The 23,192-nt window shown below is 35.6% G+C and carries 23 protein-coding genes and 4 pseudogenes; 6 read left to right on the forward strand and 21 right to left on the reverse strand.

The features are described from left to right. Nucleotides 1-213: 213 nt before the first annotated feature. The 9 genes and pseudogenes from OPR58_RS09095 to OPR58_RS09135 all read right to left on the reverse strand — a co-directional run. Nucleotides 214-1,001: pseudogene (locus tag OPR58_RS09095) on the reverse strand (phage tail protein); the annotation flags it as partial. Beyond that, nucleotides 1,001-1,801 (reverse strand): baseplate assembly protein, encoded by an 801-nt coding sequence (locus tag OPR58_RS09100; RefSeq protein ID WP_265022509.1) that lies wholly within the window; start codon nt 1,799-1,801, stop codon nt 1,001-1,003. The pseudogene OPR58_RS09095 and the gene OPR58_RS09100, both read right to left, overlap by 1 nt. A 2-nt stretch (nt 1,802-1,803) precedes the next feature. Next, nucleotides 1,804-2,139 (reverse strand): GPW/gp25 family protein, encoded by a 336-nt coding sequence (locus OPR58_RS09105; RefSeq protein WP_265022510.1) that lies wholly within the window; start codon nt 2,137-2,139, stop codon nt 1,804-1,806. A gap of 2 nt (nt 2,140-2,141) precedes the next feature. Further along, nucleotides 2,142-2,396, reverse strand: coding sequence for a PAAR domain-containing protein (locus tag OPR58_RS09110; protein ID WP_047759655.1), 255 nt, complete (start codon nt 2,394-2,396; stop codon nt 2,142-2,144). Continuing rightward, nucleotides 2,393-2,857 (reverse strand): phage baseplate assembly protein V, encoded by a 465-nt coding sequence (locus tag OPR58_RS09115; protein ID WP_047759504.1) that lies wholly within the window; start codon nt 2,855-2,857, stop codon nt 2,393-2,395. The genes OPR58_RS09110 and OPR58_RS09115 overlap by 4 nt, the downstream gene beginning before the upstream one ends. Further along, entirely contained in the window at nt 2,844-3,323 is a 480-nt protein-coding gene (locus tag OPR58_RS09120) for a hypothetical protein (protein WP_265022511.1), read from the reverse strand. Before OPR58_RS09120 ends, OPR58_RS09115 begins: the two co-directional genes overlap by 14 nt. A gap of 9 nt (nt 3,324-3,332) precedes the next feature. Beyond that, on the reverse strand, nt 3,333-3,821 hold the full coding sequence (locus tag OPR58_RS09125; protein WP_265022512.1) for a phage tail protein: 489 nt from the start codon (nt 3,819-3,821) through the stop codon (nt 3,333-3,335). Beyond that, a complete protein-coding gene (locus OPR58_RS09130; RefSeq protein ID WP_015588264.1) occupies nt 3,822-4,127 on the reverse strand; it encodes a head-tail joining protein in 306 nt (101 codons plus the stop codon). A gap of 97 nt (nt 4,128-4,224) precedes the next feature. Then, nucleotides 4,225-4,455 (reverse strand): annotated as a pseudogene (locus OPR58_RS09135) (major capsid protein); the annotation flags it as partial. 168 nt (nt 4,456-4,623) lie between these two features. On the opposite strand from OPR58_RS09135, the gene tnpC (OPR58_RS09140) reads away from it, so the two are divergent. Continuing rightward, nucleotides 4,624-5,967, forward strand: a complete 1,344-nt coding sequence (tnpC, locus tag OPR58_RS09140; protein WP_265022247.1) for an IS66 family transposase — start codon at nt 4,624-4,626, stop codon at nt 5,965-5,967. 25 nt (nt 5,968-5,992) lie between these two features. On the opposite strand, the pseudogene OPR58_RS09145 reads toward tnpC (OPR58_RS09140), so the two are convergent. From OPR58_RS09145 to OPR58_RS09195, 11 genes and pseudogenes are all read right to left on the reverse strand, one after another. After that, nucleotides 5,993-6,775 (reverse strand): annotated as a pseudogene (locus OPR58_RS09145) (major capsid protein); the annotation flags it as partial. A gap of 32 nt (nt 6,776-6,807) precedes the next feature. After that, nucleotides 6,808-7,176: a head decoration protein gene (locus OPR58_RS09150; protein WP_265022513.1), complete on the reverse strand. Its 369-nt coding sequence runs from the start codon at nt 7,174-7,176 to the stop codon at nt 6,808-6,810. 67 nt (nt 7,177-7,243) lie between these two features. Then, on the reverse strand, nt 7,244-8,278 hold the full coding sequence (locus OPR58_RS09155; RefSeq protein WP_019236400.1) for a S49 family peptidase: 1,035 nt from the start codon (nt 8,276-8,278) through the stop codon (nt 7,244-7,246). Then, nucleotides 8,278-9,684, reverse strand: a complete 1,407-nt coding sequence (locus OPR58_RS09160) for a phage portal protein (RefSeq protein ID WP_265022514.1) — start codon at nt 9,682-9,684, stop codon at nt 8,278-8,280. The genes OPR58_RS09155 and OPR58_RS09160 overlap by 1 nt, the downstream gene beginning before the upstream one ends. Before the next feature lie 197 nt (nt 9,685-9,881). Continuing rightward, nucleotides 9,882-11,225: an IS66 family transposase gene (tnpC, locus tag OPR58_RS09165; RefSeq protein WP_265022273.1), complete on the reverse strand. Its 1,344-nt coding sequence runs from the start codon at nt 11,223-11,225 to the stop codon at nt 9,882-9,884. A 233-nt stretch (nt 11,226-11,458) separates the two neighbouring features. Then, nucleotides 11,459-13,285, reverse strand: a complete 1,827-nt coding sequence (locus OPR58_RS09170; protein WP_015588998.1) for a phage terminase large subunit family protein — start codon at nt 13,283-13,285, stop codon at nt 11,459-11,461. Beyond that, nucleotides 13,282-14,766: an ankyrin repeat domain-containing protein gene (locus OPR58_RS09175; protein WP_265022303.1), complete on the reverse strand. Its 1,485-nt coding sequence runs from the start codon at nt 14,764-14,766 to the stop codon at nt 13,282-13,284. The genes OPR58_RS09170 and OPR58_RS09175 overlap by 4 nt, the downstream gene beginning before the upstream one ends. 18 nt (nt 14,767-14,784) lie before the next feature. Then, on the reverse strand, nt 14,785-15,267 hold the full coding sequence (locus OPR58_RS09180; RefSeq protein ID WP_015589000.1) for a hypothetical protein: 483 nt from the start codon (nt 15,265-15,267) through the stop codon (nt 14,785-14,787). A 183-nt stretch (nt 15,268-15,450) separates the two neighbouring features. Beyond that, complete coding sequence (locus OPR58_RS09185; RefSeq protein WP_265022515.1) at nt 15,451-17,343, reverse strand: hypothetical protein; 1,893 nt, start codon at nt 17,341-17,343, stop codon at nt 15,451-15,453. Nucleotides 17,344-17,476: 133 nt separating this feature from the next. Beyond that, nucleotides 17,477-18,697 (reverse strand): DNA modification methylase, encoded by a 1,221-nt coding sequence (locus OPR58_RS09190; protein ID WP_265022516.1) that lies wholly within the window; start codon nt 18,695-18,697, stop codon nt 17,477-17,479. Between the two features lie 103 nt (nt 18,698-18,800). After that, nucleotides 18,801-19,253 carry a crossover junction endodeoxyribonuclease RuvC gene (locus OPR58_RS09195; RefSeq protein WP_226079873.1) on the reverse strand — a complete coding sequence of 151 codons (453 nt, stop codon included), beginning with the start codon at nt 19,251-19,253 and terminating at the stop codon, nt 18,801-18,803. Between the two features lie 591 nt (nt 19,254-19,844). On the opposite strand from OPR58_RS09195, the gene OPR58_RS09200 reads away from it, so the two are divergent. The 5 genes and pseudogenes from OPR58_RS09200 to OPR58_RS09220 all read left to right on the forward strand — a co-directional run bounded on the left by OPR58_RS09200 (nt 19,845) and on the right by OPR58_RS09220 (nt 22,164). Continuing rightward, nucleotides 19,845-20,339, forward strand: coding sequence for a sigma-70 family RNA polymerase sigma factor (locus tag OPR58_RS09200; protein WP_019236463.1), 495 nt, complete (start codon nt 19,845-19,847; stop codon nt 20,337-20,339). A gap of 94 nt (nt 20,340-20,433) precedes the next feature. Next, complete coding sequence (locus OPR58_RS09205) at nt 20,434-21,255, forward strand: ATP-binding protein (RefSeq protein WP_253303059.1); 822 nt, start codon at nt 20,434-20,436, stop codon at nt 21,253-21,255. A gap of 11 nt (nt 21,256-21,266) precedes the next feature. Continuing rightward, nucleotides 21,267-21,467 (forward strand): annotated as a pseudogene (locus OPR58_RS09210) (AAA family ATPase); the annotation flags it as partial. A gap of 134 nt (nt 21,468-21,601) precedes the next feature. Beyond that, complete coding sequence (locus tag OPR58_RS09215; protein ID WP_038249248.1) at nt 21,602-21,790, forward strand: hypothetical protein; 189 nt, start codon at nt 21,602-21,604, stop codon at nt 21,788-21,790. Further along, entirely contained in the window at nt 21,784-22,164 is a 381-nt protein-coding gene (locus tag OPR58_RS09220) for a recombinase family protein (protein ID WP_265022244.1), read from the forward strand. Before OPR58_RS09215 ends, OPR58_RS09220 begins: the two co-directional genes overlap by 7 nt. Nucleotides 22,165-22,176: 12 nt before the next feature. Here the strand turns inward: OPR58_RS09220 and OPR58_RS09225 are convergent, their stop codons facing one another. After that, nucleotides 22,177-23,136 (reverse strand): IS5 family transposase, encoded by a 960-nt coding sequence (locus OPR58_RS09225; RefSeq protein WP_265022212.1) that lies wholly within the window; start codon nt 23,134-23,136, stop codon nt 22,177-22,179. Between the last annotated feature and the right edge of the window lie 56 nt (nt 23,137-23,192).

The following is a 23,192-nucleotide window of genomic DNA, read 5'->3' on the forward strand; positions in this document are numbered from 1 at the left end:
ATAGGTTAACGAATATGTGCGTCTACACACATTTAAAGCACATATTCGTTAACCATAAGATCTAAGCAGTAACTGTTGTTTGATACAAAATTTTTCTATGATTAAGTTAGGGTTTTTATTGTCAAAAATGCACTTTTTACTCGAATAAAAAACAAAATTACAAACAAAAGTTGTAATGAAACTAAATTCAAAAAATTTTAAAAAACATAGTTGATCTGATAATACTATCTGCGCTTTTGCAAATTTAATCGATGGTAATAAACTCTGTGGTAATGGATATAGTGCTTTTAAGTTGTACCACAAATGATTTCTTTCATAAATACCGTTATAATTCTTTGTGTGAGGCTCTGTTTCTCCAAGGATTGCTACATCTAGGCGATATATATCATTGCTTAAAGCTCGTTCATAATGATCGCGTAGATAGTTTTCTATAATCCTAATAACTGGACCACTAGACCTGAAAAATTTACTCTTCCAAATGATAACACTGGTCCATCTTTTTCTATTTTTACCCCTGAATAATCAGAAAGAAGATCTCCAAATAAACTCTCATCCAATATAAATCTCTGCACATTATAATAATCGTTAAAAATCCTCATCAACCTCGATCTTACAGGCAGTGATAGTTTTGCCAGCTCTACTACTGCATCTACGAAGAAGTCATTTGGTACCTCTTTTATCCCTACTTGCAACTCAAAAAAGTGTTTACCGGGTGGTTCTTCGATGATTGTAATGTCTTCTATATTTGCCCACTTGAGTGCTATTTTAAGTGATTTAGGTGTTCCTCGCAGTCTTTGAAATTTTACTCCTTCTACTACTGCTTTTCTTCTATCTTTTACCCAGCGTAGTATTTCTTCTAAACCATATTCTTCTATTATCCACGGCAATGTTTCTTCTTCCAATCTAAATTTAAATCCTCTAATACAGCTTGGATCAACCTTATAATCTATCGCATCTACTAGCGCTTTTTCCTGTTTTGTTGCATTTGGTGGCAATAACATTAATTCAACTCAATCTTTAAATTTTTCAAATTTGCAGATTCATTTCCCAGAACCACAACATCCTCTCTTGGCTCGATCAATTCCACATTTTCTACACCATCTACAAATAGATTCGCTATTATCCATGATCTTGTTACACTCCACCCTAATCTTTTTACTAATTCAAACTTCTTAATAAACTGCTTCTTGATTTCTTCCTCTGATATTACAGGACTCATGCTCATTCTGCTGTGAATATCTATTTCCGTAATATTGCAACCAATTACTGTTATCGTATCTGTTAAAACCCTTATATCATCTCTAGTAACCTGCTTTTTTACAATTTCTAGTAGTTCTTCTGACACTATGCCAGTTGTGGATAATTGTGTTGATAAGATTGAAATTTGTACTTTCCCTGGTATAGGTGATTCTACTAATGCATCTTTTACTCTACTATCTGCTGACAGTGCCTGATAACGATAATACTCTTTACTTCCTCCTGTACTCCAGCCTTTTATTTTTGCTTTTATTCTTTTTCTAAATCGTTCGTCCTCTTCTTCTTTTTCTCTCTCTACTCCATAAAATTCAGCTAAATTACCAAGATCTTCTCCCGTTGCAAATTTTAGTAAATTACTTTTTACAGCTTCATTTATTCTTTCTCTAAGCAAAAGTTCTCGCCATGCTGCTACTTCTAATACCTTCATTGCTGGATCACTTTCTACCAATCCTGTAAAACTTGCATCTCGCTTTACTAACTCTTCCTTCATTCTCGAAAATATTTCCTCATATCTTAGTTTTTCAATAATATTAGATGTTTGCATTTCTAAACAACTACTCCACTAATATTTATGAACTTGCCTTCTGAAAGATAGACACCTTCTAAATTCAATGTTACTCTCCCTTCTTTTACTCCTTCAACTTTTACTTTTTCTAACTTAAATCTCTTTTCCCATTTTTCCAAAGCTTCTGCAGTTGCTGCGTAAATTTCTAGTGTTAAATCACGATTAACTGGCTTATCCACTAATTCAAATAATCTTGAGCCATAATCTCTCCTCATTATTCTACTGTTAATAGGAGTGGTCAGTATATCAATTATCGACTGCTTTAAGTGCTCTATTCCTTCTAACGTTTTTCCTGTTTTAGCATCCATACCCTTCATTTCTATTTTGCAAAAACGCTTTCACTGCCTTTTATTACTTTAAACCCACATGAAACTATATCTCCTACTCTTCCTACACTAAGACCATTTGCAAACACTGTTTTTGATCCTTCAGTTAATGCTCTTCCTTCACTAAAACTGTCTCCTTGTCTACATATTGACTTACCGTTTACAAAAACATTATTACTTCCGCTAATGCAGAAATGTGGTATAGCTTCTCCACAGTAGTCTCCTAACCTCACTATTCCTTTGTTCAATTTAAGTCGATCCTTTCTGCTTTCAGTTTTATTCCACTTTTTGTCATTTCTATCTCTGATTTTCCTACTTTGAAATTTAATTTATCCACTACAGAAATTTCAAGATTCTTGCTCTCTTTGTCATACAATAACTTTGTTCCATCTTGAAATACTAAACTGTTAATCATTTCACTATTCTCTGGAGCAGAATAATTTTGCTGATATATTCCAGCTAGTACTACTCCTAATGATAACTCTCCCAATGGTGACAATATTACTACCTGTTCATTTATGCTTGGTGGTAGCCAGCTTCTTTCCTCTCCTGCTCTAGAAGTTATCCATGGAAGAAAATCTGTTAAAAGTTCTCCTATCTTCACTCTTACTTTTGCTTTCTCATAATCTACTTCTTTTACAACTCCTATTCGTACAATGTTTGCTAACTTTCTTTGCAGCTCTGAAATAGCAAAATTACTCTCTAACATTTTCTTCTATTATAATCGTATGTGGCTTAATCTTATTTTCTGTCCATATCGATTTACCTAAATGAAGCTGATGACTCCAATCAACCATCCACACCAAATATGCATCTAATTCGGGTCTAAATCCGTCAATTTCCGCAGAGATAAATTCTCCTGGTGAAACATTTTCCACATTCCAAGTATTTTTATTTACTACTCTCGCAACCTCAGCAGCTAATGTTCTAACAACTACCGAGGAATCCTCTACTGTTCCATCAACTACAATCCTCGCCTCAAACCTGGCTTTCAATGCTAATTCATCAGTACCTGCATCTTTACCTGGTTCTAAACTTGTTAGTTCTACAAACACCGCTGGCGCTACTAATTCTTTCCTTATTGCTGGATAAATTTCACATGTCTGTATAGCCAGTATTTCTTCCTTCAGTGTGCTGCAAATTGCTTTATGTAAATCTTTCCAGAACTTTGTCATGCATATAATTTAACTCATGTAATGTATAAAATATTTTTCAAATACCTTTTCAACTTCATAATTAACAAGATTCCCTATTATCCTTGAAGCCTCAGGTTCGAGTGGCAACTTAACTTCCTTTATTGGCAATGCTGCCCTTCCTTCACGTTTAAACATACCGCTATTTCCTTTTGGCATAACTGCTGCAAATCCTCCTATAAACTCATGCTTTCCTACTTTCGCACCTCTTCTTGTTTTTTGTATTTTGCCAATTGTCGATGCTCTAATGTCGTAGAGATTTGCTCTAATTAACACTTCTAATCTGCTTGTTTTTGCTTTAAAAATTCTTAATCTCTTTCTTATCAAACTTAATTTTATTCTCTTTTCCTCACTAATTTCCTTAGCTGCTTTTGATTTTAGCCATATTGCTGTTTTGTTTAATGCACTCACCGTCACTTTTTCCACTTTTTTCCTTTCAGCATCTATACTTTGTATAATACTACCGGTGTTAATACGCATTTATACTCCTGACGCTCGAATTTTCCATACCATTCCTGAATTATCTTGCAGCGGTGGAGAATATACTTTATATTTACGGTCACCTATAACAAAAATATCTCCTACAATTGGCTGCAGTACATCAAACGCACTTATTTCCAACACTAAAGTTTCTCCTACAAATTGCCCTTCACCAATCTCGTATAATTTATCTGGCTCTTGCTTTAACACCTGTACCATATATGACTTATCCTTTGATTTATATAAAGCCACTTCTCCTAAATGGGCAAAACAATCTTCTAATAATCGCTTAATATTCTCTTGCATATTTCTTTTTGATATACTAACCTTTACATGCTAAGAAAGCGCATACCGGTAGAGTCGTTCTGTGCCTCACCACTTTGTAGTTACTCTACCAGTATTGTTATGCTGCAACGATCTTGACCAAAACGGCCGGGCGGTGGCACATTGGTAGAGGATTTGACTGCGTATGTAAATCGGTCCCTCTATCAAATCTTCTTGGCTCTTGTTTTGCATAGAGTGGCTGTCCGAGAGTATTCACCGTCTCATTAAAGTCTGCTGGTGCAAAATATGTTGTAAACGTGCTTGCTGTTCCTAGTGGAAAACAGTGCCCTGTATCTTTCTCAATAAATCGTAACCGTTCACGCAATGGCGTCAACTTAAGAGCCTTCATTAGCAGACTCTCCTAAAGACATGATGGCGTTTAGGCTTATCAACTTTGTCCATTCACGGTATAAGAAAGTAGTTTACAAAAATTGCATAATTAGTATAAAAAACAATAAACTAGATAGATGAGGGGTTGATGATAGAGGTGCTACAAGAAAAGATTGTGGTATTGGAGTCAGAAGTTGGTACTCTGAAAGCAGAGAATGATAAGTTAAGGACAAAAATAATTGAGCTAGAGGATAAGCTGGGTTTAAATTCAAAAAATTCATCGCTGCCACCATCGCAAGATGTATATCGCAAAAAGACAAAAAAGAAGAGCGATAAAAAACCAGGCGGGCAGCCAGGACATGAAGCGCACAAGCGGGAATTGATGGTAGCAGATGAGGTGGTAAAATGTTCAATTGATACAATTTGCATGTGTGGAAGCCAAGTTATTTTAGAAGAAGAAACTGTGCATCAAAAGGTTGAATTGCCAAAAATTAAACCGATAGTGACTGAATATAGGCTACAAAAAGGCTACTGTAAGGCGTGTAAGAAAAGGATCTCAGCTAGTCTGCCTGAAGGTGTGACAAGGGATCTTTTAGGAGCTAATGCAAAAGCAGTAATTAGCAGTTTTAGTGGATTTTTTATCAATTCAAAAAGGGAAGTACAGCAAATTTTGAGCAGCATATTTAATCTGAATATAAGCCTAGGTTTGGTATCAAAGACCGAGGGTAGAGTATCAGAAAAATGTATATCTGAATACGAAAAAATAAGAGAAGAGCTACGGAAAAGCAAGTATTTACATATAGATGAAACAAGCCATAGGAACCAGGGAAAGAAAGGTTGGAGTTGGGTAGTAACGAATAAAACAGCAACACTTATGAAGTTAGTTGGATCTCGCGGAAAGAAGATATTAAAAGGGCTATTGCCAGAGTATGATGGAATAGTTATAAGCGATAGGTATGCTGCGTATAATTACTTTAATCGTGAAAACAGACAGATATGCTGGGCCCATTTAGCAAGGGACTTTGAAAGGTTTTTTTACAGTAAAAATGTTGAAGTGAGCAGAATTGGCGCAGCATTAAAATCGCTGAGCAACAGGGTATTTGTGGTAGATAGAGCACGTAAACAAAACCTGATAGACAATTTAAGATTTTTCCGGTTAATGAGGAAGATTCGAAAAAGGGTGAAACATTTTTTGCGAGAGATAACAAGGGTTGCAAAAGGAACTCAGGCCTCGAGAATGGCTGCCAATATACTACGTTCTGAAGATATGATGTGGAGATTCGTGCGCAATCCTGATCTGATCGAGACAACCAATAACCTTGCAGAACGTCAGGCTAGACGGTACGTCATTTATCGTAAAAATAGTTTTTTCACTTGGTCAGAACGTGGAGAAAAGTTCATTGAAAGAATGCTTTCGATATTTTTGACTGCACGTTTGAATGATCAGAATCCTGTCCAGAAACTACAGAATTTAGTCGCTATTCCTGCCTAATTGGGAATATTCCGTGAACGGTTACAATAAATCTTCTAACCGTTCCTTCAGGGTCAGTTGCTTGCCCTCTATATTCCTCAAACGTTATGCCACAAAATGTAAACCCTGACCTCATATCATTTCGAAGTGCTGCTCCTTCTTGCCATCTTTCATATGCTTCTTTTACTTTTGCATGAGAAGTTAGTGCATCAAAAAACTCAGGGCTTACCAAGGCATGAATTCCAGTCATATATTCACCACTTAGGTTATCTTCTATATGCCGCAATACTTCCAGACACTTACGTTTTACATCTGTTGTTGCTGTTCCCAGTGCAAAATTTACTACTTTTGGTGTTATTTCAAATTCGTTGTACAGATTTAATAATTCTGACCCATCAGCATCTAAAATTATTCCCTTCAGCGCTCCCATTCGCAAATGCTCTAATGTTATTGCATGTTTGTTTCTCATTAGCTGTAAATGGTCAGTTATTACGTCTGCTAGCGCTTTAAGTTCACTTTCTGATCCAAATGCCCTTATTCCCTGTACTTCCTCTGGTAACACTACATCATCATGCGGAATATGTGGAATCGTAAATGTTCTTACCTTTCTTTTTCCTCTTTTTCCTACTGTTGCTGGCGCCCCTGGTACTTGCGTTGGTAATAAACTTAATACTCCGTTGTGTTCTTCTATGGTAATATGTCTAAATCTTACTGACCTACTTGGAAACAAATTTAGATTTTCAACTCGTCCATAATTTATCGGCAATATATTTATCGCATTTGTTAGTGCCGTCATGCTAAATGCTGTATTTGTAAATGGATTTTGCATTTTTTCTCTCCTTTTTTTCCTATTAATTTTAGTTAAATTCCCTTGCGGACAATGATCCCTCGTGCTTCAAGTTGCTTTATTGCTGCAACTTTCTGCTCTTCAGTGATATTTGCTGGCCACACAACCGCATGATCTGCTAGTATTGCACAACGAGTAATAATTACTGCTTTAGCATTTTCTGTCGCATTTACATCACTTACTACTGCACCTATCGCTGTTTGTGTACCATCTGTGGCAGTTGGATTTATTATCTTAACCATGCTATCTTTATCGAGAGCCACTACTGTACCAAGCTTTAGGTTCTGCCCTTTTGCTACTGTTATCTGATCTCTTGAATATAGACTTGATGCCTCATACTTTAATAAGTCACCCAGATTATTTTGTTCGCTTATACAACTCATAAATTTCTCTCCTTAACTGCTTACCGCCGCTTTTATCAATGCTATATACGGCGGTTATAAAAATACTTTAACTCCTACGACTTTTCGCTACCTGCATCATCAATTCTTCTCCTGAATTCTGTGGTATTGCACTCAGTATCTCTGTCTTCTTTGTTCTCTCTGCAAGTAATTCCATTAAAACTTCCCTAGCTTGCTCAACACTTACACTTTGCTCAATAAATTCTCCTATCTTTTCTGGCATCTTCGATAAATTACATAAACGTATTAATTCAAGAACTTCAGTACGATACTTGGTTAAATTATCAGTTTCTAGGTCATTTGTAGTTTGTTCATTCATAGTAATACTCCTGTTTTTATTAATAGATGAAAGAATTGTCATTCCGTCTGCAAGGCCTATTTCTACTGCTTTCTCCCCAAAATATAGCCCTGCCTCTGTTGATCGAATCTTTTCAATTGAAAGACCTCTGTTCCTTGCTATTAGCTGCAAAAACATTTCATATAGTCGGTCTACTTCTTTTTGTAAGCTTCCCAGACTTTCAGACGTCATTGGCTCATGTGGGTTTAAATCATTCTTTCGACTACCAGCAAAGATTGTGGTGTACTTAACACCTTGCTTTTCATCAAATCTACTTTGATCTATATGACTTGCTATTACTCCAATACTGCCAACACCAGAAGTTCTGCTCACAAATACCTTCTCAGCGCTTGAAGCTATAGCATATGCAGCAGAGTATGCATCATCATTTGCTATCGCTATTATCCTCTTTTTTGCTCTTGATTCATAAATAAAGTCAGCTAGGTCAAATATACCGTTTACCTCTCCTCCGGGGCTATCTATTTCCAGCATAATTGTCTCTATGCTACTATCTGCTAATGCTTGTTTGATTTGTTCTTCTATTTGCTCATATGATGTCATCCCGAGCATTTCATCAAACGCACCTGGTTTTTTAGTCAAGATTCCATGTATTGCTATAATTGCAGTTCTTTCTACGTTACTTTTGATGGAGTGCTTTATGTTTTTAAACGTGGGATGTTTTTGATTGTTTAATGACAATAGCTCAAAACTCCTTGGTTCAAGCATTAATGGTTTTCCTAAGAGCATCATAATCCTTTACAATCAGAGTCAAACATTAAGTTGAGACTATTTGCACGTTTTTGATCTTCTGCTATTTCTTGATCTATTTCTTCAACATCGTAACCCATTTCTGATACTACTTCCGATCGACTCTTAAATCCATTCCTTACTGCCATTTGCTGCGATTGCTGGTCTTTCAGTGGATCCACCCAATCAAATCCCTGTGGTATCCATTTTACTTCTTCTTTCGCTGCTTTTACTACTTTTTCATCTATACTCAGTTCTCCACAAAACACTGCTAATTCTAGCCATCTATTCCAAATAGGTCTACAAAACTGGAACACTATCACGTTATGCTGTAACATTGCGCACCTTCTGCGAAACTCTATCAACCCTGCCCGAATGGATGAATAATTAACACCTGTTAAATCTCCTGTTAGCTGCTCATATGTTATTCCTGTACCTATTGCTATTGCCCTCAGTTGCTGTCTCATAAACGCTTCATAACTTCCTCCAACATCTGATGGCTCTGAAAATTTTATGTCCTCTCCTGGGTCTAAAAGCTGCATTGTTCCAGGTTCCAGGCCAGATAGTGCTACTCCTTGCTCACTTGCTTCACCTTCTCCCATGATATTTGCTTCTGGATCAAGTCTCGTAATAAATCCAGCAAACATTGCTGCAGTTTTCTTTCTCACCAGCTCTGCATCATCATATTGATCAAGCTCATAAAGCTTCAGCAGTATATTAGAAAGCCAAGGCTCCCCTCTGATTTGCCCAGGTCTTAATGGTCTATAAATATGTAAAACATCATTTGCTGGCACTCTCACTGATTCTCCAAACGAGCCTTCACCAGGGTGTTCTTTAAATAGGTAATATGCTTCTCTTTGCCCAAGCTTGTTAAACTCAATCCCGTTTCTTATTACATTACCATTTCCTAAAGTTTGATTTGTTTTATTATCTAAATGTTCAGACTCAAGTACTTGCAGTTGTAATGGCACAGAAAATCTATCTTCCAGCTTTCTCGTTCTTAAACGTACAAAACATTCTCCTCCCTCTATCATACTTCTGCATACTAGAGCTTGTAATCCATAAAAATCACTTATTCCACAGCTATCTGCTTCATCTGTCCATTTTAGCCATAATTCTTGCACTTTCTTTCGAAATTCTCCATCTCTTGCTTTTGATTGTGGTTTTATTCCTGTTCCAATAGAGTTACTTACTATCGTATCAATTATATTTGCAGCGTAAGGATTTTTTCTCACCATATCACGTGATCTACTACGTAAAGTTTCAAGGCTTTGAGACAGCAAATTGTTTATACTTCCTAACTCTGGTTGAAAGTGAAAAAATCTTCTTCCTGAGCCTGCTGCATCCCAGGCTGAACTTTTGATTTTTGGCTTGTTGAATAATTGTTTGAAGGTTTTTAGTAGCATTTATAAAATTCCTTTACTCGTTGAAAAAATAATTTTCCTCTTTGGCTCCACTCCAGCAATCTTTAGCTCAGCTTTAATTCGTTGTCTTAAGTTTAGTAAATCATTTATATCTACTTCTGCATATCTTACCACATGATCACCATATGCAATTGATACTACTCGCTCTCCGTTTGTAACCGTTCACGGAATATTCCCAATTAGGCAGGAATAGCGACTAAATTCTGTAGTTTCTGGACAGGATTCTGATCATTCAAACGTGCAGTCAAAAATATCGAAAGCATTCTTTCAATGAACTTTTCTCCACGTTCTGACCAAGTGAAAAAACTATTTTTACGATAAATGACGTACCGTCTAGCCTGACGTTCTGCAAGGTTATTGGTTGTCTCGATCAGATCAGGATTGCGCACGAATCTCCACATCATATCTTCAGAACGTAGTATATTGGCAGCCATTCTCAAGGCCTGAGTTCCTTTTGCAACCCTTGTTATCTCTCGCAAAAAATGTTTCACCCTTTTTCGAATCTTCCTCATTAACCGGAAAAATCTTAAATTGTCTATCAGGTTTTGTTTACGTGCTCTATCTACCACAAATACCCTGTTGCTCAGCGATTTTAATGCTGCGCCAATTCTGCTCACTTCAACATTTTTACTGTAAAAAAACCTTTCAAAGTCCCTTGCTAAATGGGCCCAGCATATCTGTCTGTTTTCACGATTAAAGTAATTATACGCAGCATACCTATCGCTTATAACTATTCCATCATACTCTGGCAATAGCCCTTTTAATATCTTCTTTCCGCGAGATCCAACTAACTTCATAAGTGTTGCTGTTTTATTCGTTACTACCCAACTCCAACCTTTCTTTCCCTGGTTCCTATGGCTTGTTTCATCTATATGTAAATACTTGCTTTTCCGTAGCTCTTCTCTTATTTTTTCGTATTCAGATATACATTTTTCTGATACTCTACCCTCGGTCTTTGATACCAAACCTAGGCTTATATTCAGATTAAATATGCTGCTCAAAATTTGCTGTACTTCCCTTTTTGAATTGATAAAAAATCCACTAAAACTGCTAATTACTGCTTTTGCATTAGCTCCTAAAAGATCCCTTGTCACACCTTCAGGCAGACTAGCTGAGATCCTTTTCTTACACGCCTTACAGTAGCCTTTTTGTAGCCTATATTCAGTCACTATCGGTTTAATTTTTGGCAATTCAACCTTTTGATGCACAGTTTCTTCTTCTAAAATAACTTGGCTTCCACACATGCAAATTGTATCAATTGAACATTTTACCACCTCATCTGCTACCATCAATTCCCGCTTGTGCGCTTCATGTCCTGGCTGCCCGCCTGGTTTTTTATCGCTCTTCTTTTTTGTCTTTTTGCGATATACATCTTGCGATGGTGGCAGCGATGAATTTTTTGAATTTAAACCCAGCTTATCCTCTAGCTCAATTATTTTTGTCCTTAACTTATCATTCTCTGCTTTCAGAGTACCAACTTCTGACTCCAATACCACAATCTTTTCTTGTAGCACCTCTATCATCAACCCCTCATCTATCTAGTTTATTGTTTTTTATACTAATTATGCAATTTTTGTAAACTACTTTCTTATACCGTGAATGGACAAAGTTGATAAGCCTAAACGCCATCATGTCTTTAGGAGAGTCTGCTAATGAAGGCTCTTAAGTTGACGCCATTGCGTGAACGGTTACCTCCGTTTTGCAGCTTCTTTATCGCTTCTTCGACTTGAATTAAATAATCTTCGTTATACATTTATTACTTGCTGATCCATTTGCTTTTGACTATTTTCTTTGATTTTTTACTTTCCGGTTTTTCACTTAAACTATTCCATTTACTCTCTGGCCATCTGTCTATTCCCAGTGCTATCGATGCTGCTCTTGCATAAATTCGGCAATCTAGTACTTCATTTCTTTCTCTTACCTTTTGCCACTCTTGTTTGGTATATCCTTTTACTACTTTGCTGACTAATTGCTCTGCCGTTAGTTGCTTAAAATACTCAGGTGCATACTCGGGAAAATGACAATACCCTGGCGGTGTTTCTTCACCTTCTTTTAAAATATTAAGTAATTGAAAAAGCTCTGACTTTAATATCGATACTCCGACTGGCCAGAGCTTTATTCCTCTTTTCAGCTTTTGCCCTCCAACTGTTATATCTACTCTACTTGGGCTACTAAGTGGCACTAGGGCTTTATTTACACCTTTCACTGCCATTACTCTTCCAGATCCTTGATGACTTCTCACCCAGTTGTAAACTTCCTGCGTTGCATACCCTGCATCAACCGCCATCATACTTATCATATATTCAAGCCCATTTTCACCAATAAAATGATGATTGAGGAGCTCCGAAAGCTTTTTCCATACTTCTCTACTTCCTGTATCTCCTTCAAATACTCGGTAGTCTATTGACCAACTTTCACGACTTTTTCCCCATGCTACAACTTCCACCTCTAGACGATCTTTTTGGACATCTACTCCTGCAGTAAGTACCACTTCTCTCCTTGGTACTGTGCCAATCTGAAAAAATTCTCTCCTGTTAAATAATTGCTTCCAATCAGGTACTTCTCCTTTATCTACCCAGGTTTCTCCAAGCGTTGTGTTGATCCAAACTTTCAGTAATTGTTCACTTTCCTTTGCATGCAGAAAATCCTCTACTGCTTGTTGCCAACTATACCACCCAACTGGGCTATAAAGACTTGAAAGGTGAAATCCTATTACTTTGCTATTGTGTACTTGATTTGTAGCTCTCCATTCTCCACGTTCAAGCATCTCTGTCTTTTGATGATTTTCTATCTTTTCACCACATTCTATACATATATAGTGTGCTGTACTTGGATTTTTATCTTCCCATTTTATTTGTGACCATTTTAGAACTTGATAGTAATTACAATACGGACAAGGAACAAAAAAATATCTCTTATCTGTTGCTTCAAATTCTTTCTCAATTCTGCTTATTCCATGAATCGTTGGTGTCGATACTAAAAAAATCTTTCGCCTTGCAAATGTATTAGTTCGAGCAATACTGAGCAGTACTGGATCTCCTTCTCCTCCTGAATCTCCTGGGTAGGCATCTATTTCATCAAGAAAGAGATATTTTACTGGCATAGATCTCAGTCCTACACTACTATTCGCTCCAGTTATTACTACTATTCCACCTGGAAACTCCTTACTTTGTACAGTATTCCCTGAATCTCTTGACCTTGGGTCTTTTACTTTACTTTTTAAACATGGTGTACTCTCTATTAACGGTGCAAATCTTCCCTTCGACCAACGTTTTCCCATTTCAACTGTTGGCTGTACTACCAGCATTGGACCTGGTGTTTGATCGATGATATAGCCAATCCAATTGTTGCCAGCTTCTGTTCCCCCAATCTGCGCTCCTTTCATGAATACTACTTTTTCTGCAGGTGAAGATGGTGATAGTGAATCCATTATTTCTTTTAAATAAGGAGTTCTTTCTGTTCTCCATTTACCTGGCTCTGATGCTGCAGTTGGCGCTAAAACTCGATACTCATTCGCCCACTCTGATACTTTAAGCTGGGGATCTGGCCTTAAACCTTCAGAAAAAGATGTAGCGTATATCATTGTCTGCATCTACTCATAACTGGTTCTATCTCGACATCATTAACAATAGAACTACACTCATCCAATTCCATAAACATCTTTTTCTGAAATTCCTTTTCTATATATCTTTTGCTCATCTCACTTATCATTATTGCTATAACAAGCGCAAATACCCCTGTTATTGTTGCAAAAATGATTGCACTGCTTATTGTTGTTGTTATCAACTCTATATATACTGCTACTGCTATTGCGCTGACTGTAGTATAGATGCAGATAATATTATTATGTTTTTTCGTCCTTTTATCTGCTATTTCTCTCTGTGCTATATATTTATTATGAAGGGTTGGAAAATTAACAACGGTATCTCTGCAGAGCAAAGACCCATTTTTTTCAGTAAACAAAACTTTAAGTAACTCTAAATTGTTTGATTTAATTGCTAAATGTAAAACAGGTGTATAATTTGCTCCTTTTTTCAGCAATAACTTTACTACATGTAAATGCCCTTTTTCCGCAGCAAGGTAAACCGGTGATAAACCTTTATTATTTACAATATCAATATCGATTTCTTCTCTTAAAATTGCATCTACAATCTCAATTTCTCCTCTTTGTGCAGCTAAATGGAGTAGACTATTCTTTTCAGAACCGTATTTATTACTCATCAAAGCCTTCTTTATCTCAGGTTTAGCGTAATCAAATGGTGTTTTACCGCTATCGTCTTTTACCAGAGGGTCTATATCTTCTCGCGTTAGTAAAACTTCTATTGTTTTTAGTCTTTCAGCATAATGTAGTGGTGTTTTATTTTCGTAGTCTTGCAAATTTACTTGAGCATTAGGCTCCTTTATTAAGGATTTGAGGATATCAAGACATAAGTCTCTTTCATCGTAATTAGCATTACTTACAGCTATATGCACAGGTGACAATTTCATTGAGTTTTGTCCCATGCGTGCACTATTCACATCTGCTCCAAGCTTCAGCAGTAACTTTACTATCTCCAACTTTTTATTATTAACTGCATAGTGCATTGGTGTCTGATTTCGTGCATCAAAGACATCTATTTCAGCTTTTCCTTCTCTTATCAAAATCTTTACAACTTCTGCATGTCCTATGCCTGCTGCTAGATGTAATGGAGTATGGTGCAAAGCATTTCGTACATTAACGTCAATACCTTTTCTGATCAAATATCTCACTGCATTAATTTCACCTATCATTGCAGCTAAATGAAGTAAGCTATCTTGTTCTGACCCGTACTTGTTATTAATTAGTGCTTGTAATATTTCTGCTTTTTTCCCTTCTTTGGCGTAATCAAGAGATGTTTTACCTTCATTATCTTCCACAAAAGGATTAATGTTCTTCTTCGTGAGTAACAAATCTACCATGCTTAATTCATCAAACTCTATAGCGCAATGCAGTGGAGTTTTTCCGTTTAACCCTCTGACATTAACATCTAATCCAGGTTGATTGATTAAACACTTTATTAACTCTAAACTTAAGTTATCAGCCATTTTGTATTCAAAATCTTTTTATATTTTAAATTTAGCGTTAGATAATTCTTCAAGTGAGTTTGTAATCTCTTCAGTTAGCGTCTCGTGAATTTTTTCAGTGTCACTCAGTGATGCAAGCAGTGCTGAAACTCTATTTGGAACATTAAGCAAATTATTACGTACAACTCTTGCTACGTTAAATGCCTCACTTTTTACTTCCTCTACTGCTACAAGTTCTCCTATTTCAGCTTTTGCCTTTGCTTCTAGCAACCTTCCTCGCTCCATTTCATTTTTTATTCGCGTTTTTAGCAACATTGTAGAAAGGTTATTTGTATTTTCGTTTTCTGGATTTTTCCTCCTAAGTGGCTGACTTGGATCTCTTATTGCTGCCACCGCTTCATTTGCTTGTTCTCTATTGATCAAACCATCCTCCAACTCAACTATTCCTTTTTTTACTAAATAACAGACATATTGCTTTGATACTCCTATCTCTCTTGCCCATTCTGTTTGTGTGATTTTCACTTTTTTTTCTCCTCTCTCTTGTTTCTACGAATTTTCTTCTTGAATCTCTGAAAAGGTTTTGCCAGTATCAGCAATTTCCTACCTGTTTATACTTGCCGGCGTCTTAGAGATATTTTACTAATATAGAGCGAAGTACTCCGGTTTATAGCTGCTTTCTTTTTACATAGTGAAATTTGGCCATTTTCAACTAATACTATAAATTGCATCTTTGTAGTTATGAGATTCAACCACTACTTGCTCTAGCGTTAAACTGCTGCATTTGGCATCTTTACTATGGTTTTCTTCAAGCACTTTTGTCCTTGCTTCCTTTATTTCCTCAATGAACTTTCCATTAACTTTTTCTGGTTCAATTCTTTCCTCACAATATACAAGATTTGTGCAATTTGTTTTTCTGTAGTAATGTACTCCAAGGAATATCACTGATAGTGCAAGTATACTCGAGCCTACAAGTACTGATAGCCCTACGTTATTAATCAAAGCGTTCTGGTAAAACTTCTGTACACTATTAATACCTCCTTCCACGTACAGTAATAAAGGCAATACTATATTTGCAGCAACCAAACTGCTTAATAATGCTGTAAATAATGGCCTATCTTTGATTACTGATTCTACTTTATTTCTTCTACTAATGACTTTGTCGTCAATATTAATGAAGTTGTTCTTACCCTTCCAAGCGTTAAGTGTAAAATGTGAATGAGTACCATTGCTGTATTCCAGTTTGACTGATTTTATTACTTTATCTTTTGGTTGATACTTTAGCACCTGATTCAAAGTTTCATTCGCATTCTTTCCCCCTATTTGACACTCCTCAGTATCTCTAAATTGCTTTATTCCACAAAATATTGTGCTAATTGCAAGCAATGAAGTAATTGCTATCATTGGCATAGTAATATAGAGAGGGCTGTTTGCAAAAAATGCAATAAATTGTCCTTTATCCTGTAGATATACCAAAGCTGCAGAAGCGCTAAGTGCAACAGCAGCTATACCGAAAATTACAAATTCCTTCTGCTGCATTGCATATTTTACTCTTGGCAAAATTCTATTTGTTTTCTTTTCTTTTTTAATTAACGGGGTTTCTTCATTATCACTTTTTTCTGATGGGCTAGTTGAAAGTGTAACTGGACTATCATGATTTAATGACATATCCCCCCATCCTTGCCTGCCACAAAACTCACTCATTTCTGTTACTTGAGAATTTGATCTTGTCATCTCTGCACTTCTATTGTCTATTCCACTATCACTTCCTTCCAAACTCTTTTTTAAAAATTTTGTATTCAGATCTACAGGTTCATCAATTATATCTTCTGATCCTTTCTTAATTGATGTTTCTTCAGAATTTGACTTTTCCATCTCCGGACTTTGATCGTTTATTTCACCATCTAAACCTCTTTTCGAGAATTTTTTATTTTTGTCTATAGTTGCATACATAGGTTCTCCTATAGCTTCTTGCTCATCACATTTTTCTCCATTTAATTGGAAAGAAGAATGTGGTAGCTTTGGTGGTGCAATATCCTGAATAATACTCAACCGATGATTTTCTGCTGTTCTAGGTGAAGGTGGAGCTACATTTCTAATATTGTCCTTCTCCAACATTCCATTCCTAGGTAACGGCTTTGGTTTATCTCCTAATTCTTTATCCTCTTCCTCTTTTTGCATTTCTTTTGTATTGTCTATTTTGGGGTTGGAAGATGTGTTGGATGCTGCCTCAAGCTGATCAAGAGAATACGGACGGTTATATTCTATTCCATTTGCCTCACAAACTGCATTAAATTCGTCCTCTATGTCTTTACCATCATCAAATACTAAAGAAGAACAACTCACTGAAAAATCAGCACCTGCTTCGTCTATTTTTGCTGTAATACTGCTATCGCTACTATTGCTAATCACATTTAAAGAAGCTAGTTTGCATTCAGTGTTCAGGTCAGGTTCTTGCTTCGTACCTTTTTCAAACAATTCAATTCTCTCCTTAACAGATAGTGTAGAATTTGAAACATTATTTTCTACTTCTTCAGAAAACGATGCTTCATTATTTGTTTGCGACGTTACTACTCCAGCTGACGTCTTTTCTTGATTCATTGAGTACACCACATTTAATCCAAAGTTATTTGTTACGCTAAACTCATTAAAATACGGTATATACCAGTAAATTAATATTACAACTACCAAGGCTTACTAAATTTCTGTTTGCGTTATCTTTTCCACTTTTTTCTTACTGTTTTTCTTCTTGAATCTCTGAAAAAGTTTTACCAGCACCAGAAAGAATTGCTTCCCTACCTGTGTACACTTGCCAACGTTTTATGGTTACATCTACAAATTTTGAATCTAGCTCTATTGTCCTACAAATTCTTCCTGTTCTCTCACATGCAATCAGTGTACTTCCAGAACCGCTAAATGGATCAAGTACTATGTCTCCTGATCTGCTGCTGTTTACTATTGCTCTCTCCATTAGCTCTACTGGCTTCATTGTTGGATGTAGTGTATTGTGCGTTGGCTTATCATAAAACCACAGATCACTTTGATTTCTACCGCCATGCCACTCACGTTTATTGCCGCTTTTCCATCCATAAAGCATTGCTTCGTATTGTCTTTGATAATCTGATCTTCCTAGCGTAAAGTGATTCTTCGCCCAAATGATAAAAGTTGACCATTTTCCTCCCGCTTCCTCAAATGCTTTTTGCAACGTTGAAAACTCTGATGATGATGCACAGATGTAAATTGCACCTTTAGTATATGCTAAAATATGAGTACAAATATCATAGAGAAAAAGCTCATACTTTTCACCTTGATTATCGTTTAGTATCTTTTTATCCTCTCTTTCTTGACTGCTACCATAATCAACATTATATGGAGGATCACAAACAGTAATGTCTGCCATTTTATCATCTAACAGCGCTTTATATGATTCAACTACAGAGCTATCACCACAATAGATTCGATGATCACCTAAAATCCATAGATCACCTGGTTTTGTTATTTCTACCTTTTTGTCATCACCAACCAAGTCAGAAAAATCTTCTTTTTCACTATCTAAATCATCAAGGAAATGTTGAACTTTTTCTAATTCAAATCCAGTCATTTTAAGATCAAACTGTAAATCTTCTAACTCTTGAATTTCTACTTTCAAAAGCTCATCATCCCACTTTGCCCAATTAGCTGATTGATTTGCCAGTAATCGAAAAGCTTTAGTTTGTGGTTCATTTAAATTATCACTTAAGACCACTGGTATACTTTCCATACCAAGTTTTCTTGCTGCTTTAAGTCTTAAATGACCATCAACCACAGTGCCATCACTTTTTGCAACTATTGGTATACGAAAGCCGAATTCCCTGATTGAAGCACACATTCTATTTACTACGTCATCATTTTTACGAGGATTACGCTCATATTCAACTAGGTTTCGAGTAGGATAGTAGTGGATTGCTAAATTCATATCTTAATAATTAAAAAGTTAATATTCAAAATATATCTGACGCTAGAGAAGGCCTGGGGTCTGACCCACCAAATCCGCCATTCTAGCTGAAAGGACCCACTTTTTATGGGTTTTTTGTCTTATTAATATCTTTACTAATATAGAACATTAATGCCAAAGCATCGGCCTCATTATCATCTCTAGGTGAAAAACTTTTTTCACGTATCGCTTCAATAACTTCACTCTTACTTGCATTGCCTTTGCCTGTTATAAAGCGTTTTATAGTTTTAACATTAACACCTTGGTAGGGAATATTGTTCTCTTCACACCAAGCAGACAGAACTGCGAGAAAACCGCCATAGCAATGCGCTGCATCAGTTCCTAGATGTCTTCTTACTTCCTCAAAATACACTGCAGTGAACTCATGTTTCAAAGAATTAAGCCAATTGTGAAAACTTAAAAAACACATTCCACCTCCACTGAAACGGCTACCATGAAAGCTTTTGCTTCCACTTTCAATTACTCCATCTGTAAGAATTGCCCAGCCGGTTTGCTTGCCGAGATCTAGCGTTAAGATTGACGTACAAAAACTCCTTTGTGTAATTAAAGTTCAATGCCCTGTATAATATATATGTACGATGACTCGCAAATTCGTCCGCAATTTTGAAAAAAAATTAAAAAAAATTTCATATCCTGCCATTTGAGTTTTTTTCATCTTTACTTATCTTAATAACTATTTTACATAACTTATATTACGCCAATATTTATATTATTATATTATCATATATTATATTTTACCTGTATTTAAATATATATATAATATATATAAGACTTCAGTAATCCGTAAACCCTCTTTACTGGCCGATTTTAGCCACTTAACTTTAGAAACGGCTTTTAGGAATAGAACATAAAAAAGACAATATTATCAATAACTTAACGATTACTGCTTTCTGAAATACTAATTAGTAACTCAGAAATTAGGTACGAAATTGGTAGTTTTTTACCTATGAAAAAGTAGCTTCAGTAGTGTATCAAAACGTTTAAATCTTATTTTAATTTTTAAAGATTTTATTCTTTTAGATAAAAAAATTATTACTACTTTTTTATAATAAATTAGTCATACAAAGTCTTGGTAAAAATCTCTATTCATGAAACTTTTGGAGTTTTTATGAAGAATTCTTATCAAGGAATCGATTCTACAATTGTTAAACATGTGAGATTTCAAGCTTCGCGCCTTAAATCCAAAAGCTGTTTTATTAACGAAAGTCTCGAAGATATAGAACAAGAGCTTTTTTGTCAGGTTTGGCAATATCTTAACCAGCACGATGAGAAAAGAAGTAGTTTTAGTACTTTCGTTGCTAGATTAGCTAATTATTGTGCTCGCAATATGTTACGCAATCAGTTATGTCTAAAACGTAATATAACTTTTGATGATATAAACGACGATATTCCAGATCATAGGAACTCGGAAATCGAAGCGATAATTCGCACTGATATAAATAATATAATTTCAACTTTGTCTGAAAAAGATAGTAATTTATGTCAATTACTTAAGGTATTTACTATTACTGAAGTTTCTGTAATAACCAAAATACCAAAGACAACTATCTATCGCACACTAGAACGAATACGCGATAAATTCTCAGTTTTAGAGAAGTTATAAGCTCTCGATTATATTTGCTCAAAATTTTTTTTTTGCAAATTGCGGACGAATTGCCTAGGTCATCGTACATATATATTTAGGTACTGGGAGAAAAATGAAAATAATGAACAGCAATGAACGGCTAAAAGTTCAAACAGGTATAAAAATGGTCATCTTTGGTCCTTATGGTATAGGTAAAACTAGTCTCTTAAAGACCATAAATGAACCAACACTTTGTCTTGATTTTGAGGCAGGTTTACTTGCTGTTCAAGATTGGCAAGGGGATTCTGTAAGTATTCGTACTTGGAATGAGGCAAGAGATATTGCATGTCTCATAGGTGGTCCTAATCCTGCGTTAAAATCTGACTCAGCATATAGCCAAAGACACTATGAGCATGTATCCAGTAAATACAAAGAGCTTGCTTCGGAGTTTCTCAAGTATCGATGTGTTTTTATCGATAGTATTACAGTAGCCTCGCGTTTATGTCTTTTATGGTCAAAAATGCAACCTGAAGCTTTTTCTGAAAGATCAGGAAAACAAGATATGAGAGCTGCTTACGGGTTACTTGCTCAAGAAATGATGGCTTGGCTCAATCAGTTTCAACATATTCCAAATAAAGACATCATTACAGTTGGAACTCTTGGACAATACCTCGATGATTTCAATCGCTCAACTTGGCTACCTCAATGTGAAGGAGCTAAAACTGCAAGTGAAATTCCAGGTATTGTTGATGAGGTAATCAGTATGGTTGGAATCAAGAAAGATGATGGTACAGAGGTTCGTTCATTTGTCTGTCAGACGATTAATTCTTGGGGATATCCTGCTAAAGATCGAAGTGGTTGCCTTAATATGGTTGAAGAACCGCATCTAGGAAAACTTCTTACAAAAATTAAAACTAAAGCTTTTGCAATTCAACCTGTCACGCCCAACATATAGGAGGTTATTATATGCTACAAAACTTTTTAACTATTGGTCAAAAAATTCCTTTTTTCAGTGTGAAAGAATACTTGGACGATCGATCGCCAATACCAGAGGATATAATCTCACCAAGAATTTTAACAAAAAGAGGCTTATTGGTACTGGGTGGCCCACCTAAAATCGGCAAAAGTGACTTTTTGATTTCTTGGCTCGCTAATATGTCAGCAGGGACTCCGCCAACAATATTGCAATAAACCTGAAACTTGAGAAGACTATTTCTCGAAAGCTTCTACAAAAAGAACGGAGAGTTGAATTTATTTATAGAGCTAATGATCAAATAACCATATGTCTCGATGGATAATATATGGTAGAGCTCATGGGCAACAAGAAATTAATAGTGCGGATTAGTTGTAGTTATGAAGTAAATCGATTAGCAGAGTTGTATCTATTAGATGCATATGAAAAATTAGTGTTAAGTAAACCAATAAAAGCGAGCAAAAAGGAAGAAAACTCTGAATATAAGAAAGTAGATTTGAGGACGGTAAAATGGTAACAGTTAGTTTATATGCAAGAGTTTCTTCAGGGAGGCAAGCACAAGAAGATACAATAGCAAGCCAAATTGCTGCTATAGAGAATCAAATTAGTATGGATGGACATAAATTATTAAATGAATATAAATTTATTGATAATGGTTATAGTGGTTCTAACATAATCCGTCCTGGTTTGGAAAAATTACGTGATAAAATAGCAGAAGGTAACATTGATAAGGTTTATATTCATTCTCCTGATCGTTTATCTCGTAAGTATGCATATCAGATGATATTACTTGAAGAGTTTAAGAAATTAGGAGTGGAAGTCATTTTTTTAAATTATCAAATTAGCGATAATCCAGAATGGCTTTGTTGCATAGCACTGATAGGCATGTAAATCACAATGAACTTACGCAGCTAATTTAAATTTAGCCATACCAATATCAGTAAATTTGTTCAGTAAGTAGCACTTAATTAACAGCTCTTTTTCACGATTTACCTCTGATTTATTTTTCAAGCCAAACCCAAATATTTGCTTCAACCTATAGAAAAAGACTTCAATATAAGACCGTGCTCCATACTTAACTTTTTTCTTCCATTCATTAATACCATCTTCATAATTCTCATATGACCTAATTCTACTAATATACTTGTTTCTTTCTGATAAGTAGTCAGCTAAACAAATTTTAGTATCCTTCCTAGGGCGAATAATAGGCACAATATTGTATTTTCTGCATTCTTTATACACACTTTTTATATCATAAGCCGCATCTGCTCGAATAGAACAAATGTTATATTTATCACTGACTTCTTCTAACATATCGCAGACCGGCAAATAGTCTACAGCAACACCACTAGTGTAGTTCATGCTTATTGCTTTCTTATCATTTATGTTTAAAATAACATGTAATTTTCTTACTTGACCATAACCACTGTATTTTCTTTTTCGAATATTAAGCTTACTATGCCCACCGTTATTATTGTAGATACTAACTCTAGTGCTATCTACGGCAATTTCAACATTTTCCAGATCATCTTTATTGCTTCTATGGTCATCAATCTTCAAATTAAGCTTTTTAAATCTTCTGGAAGCTTGTGTATAGCTGATAATCTTAAGTTTTTTGCCTATTTGTACCATATAACCTTTTACAAAACCTACAGCTTGTCTCAAGCCAATTCTAAAAAGATGAACTATTATGTGTATTAAAATTACAACTTTATCACTATAAGTGTTATTGCCACCTGCAACTTTTGGACTATTTTCATACCAATTTTCTATGGCTTGATTAACAAAATGAAAAACATTTCCTCTTTTTTTTAGAAACTCATTATATTCTCTTTGGTTACTTACTCTCATTTTTTGTGGCATAAGTTATACTTGTTTGAAAAATGCCTATTTTACAACAAAATGCGTTAGTAACCATA

The organism is Wolbachia endosymbiont (group B) of Ischnura elegans (genome assembly GCF_947251585.1).
Lineage (GTDB): Bacteria > Pseudomonadota > Alphaproteobacteria > Rickettsiales > Anaplasmataceae > Wolbachia.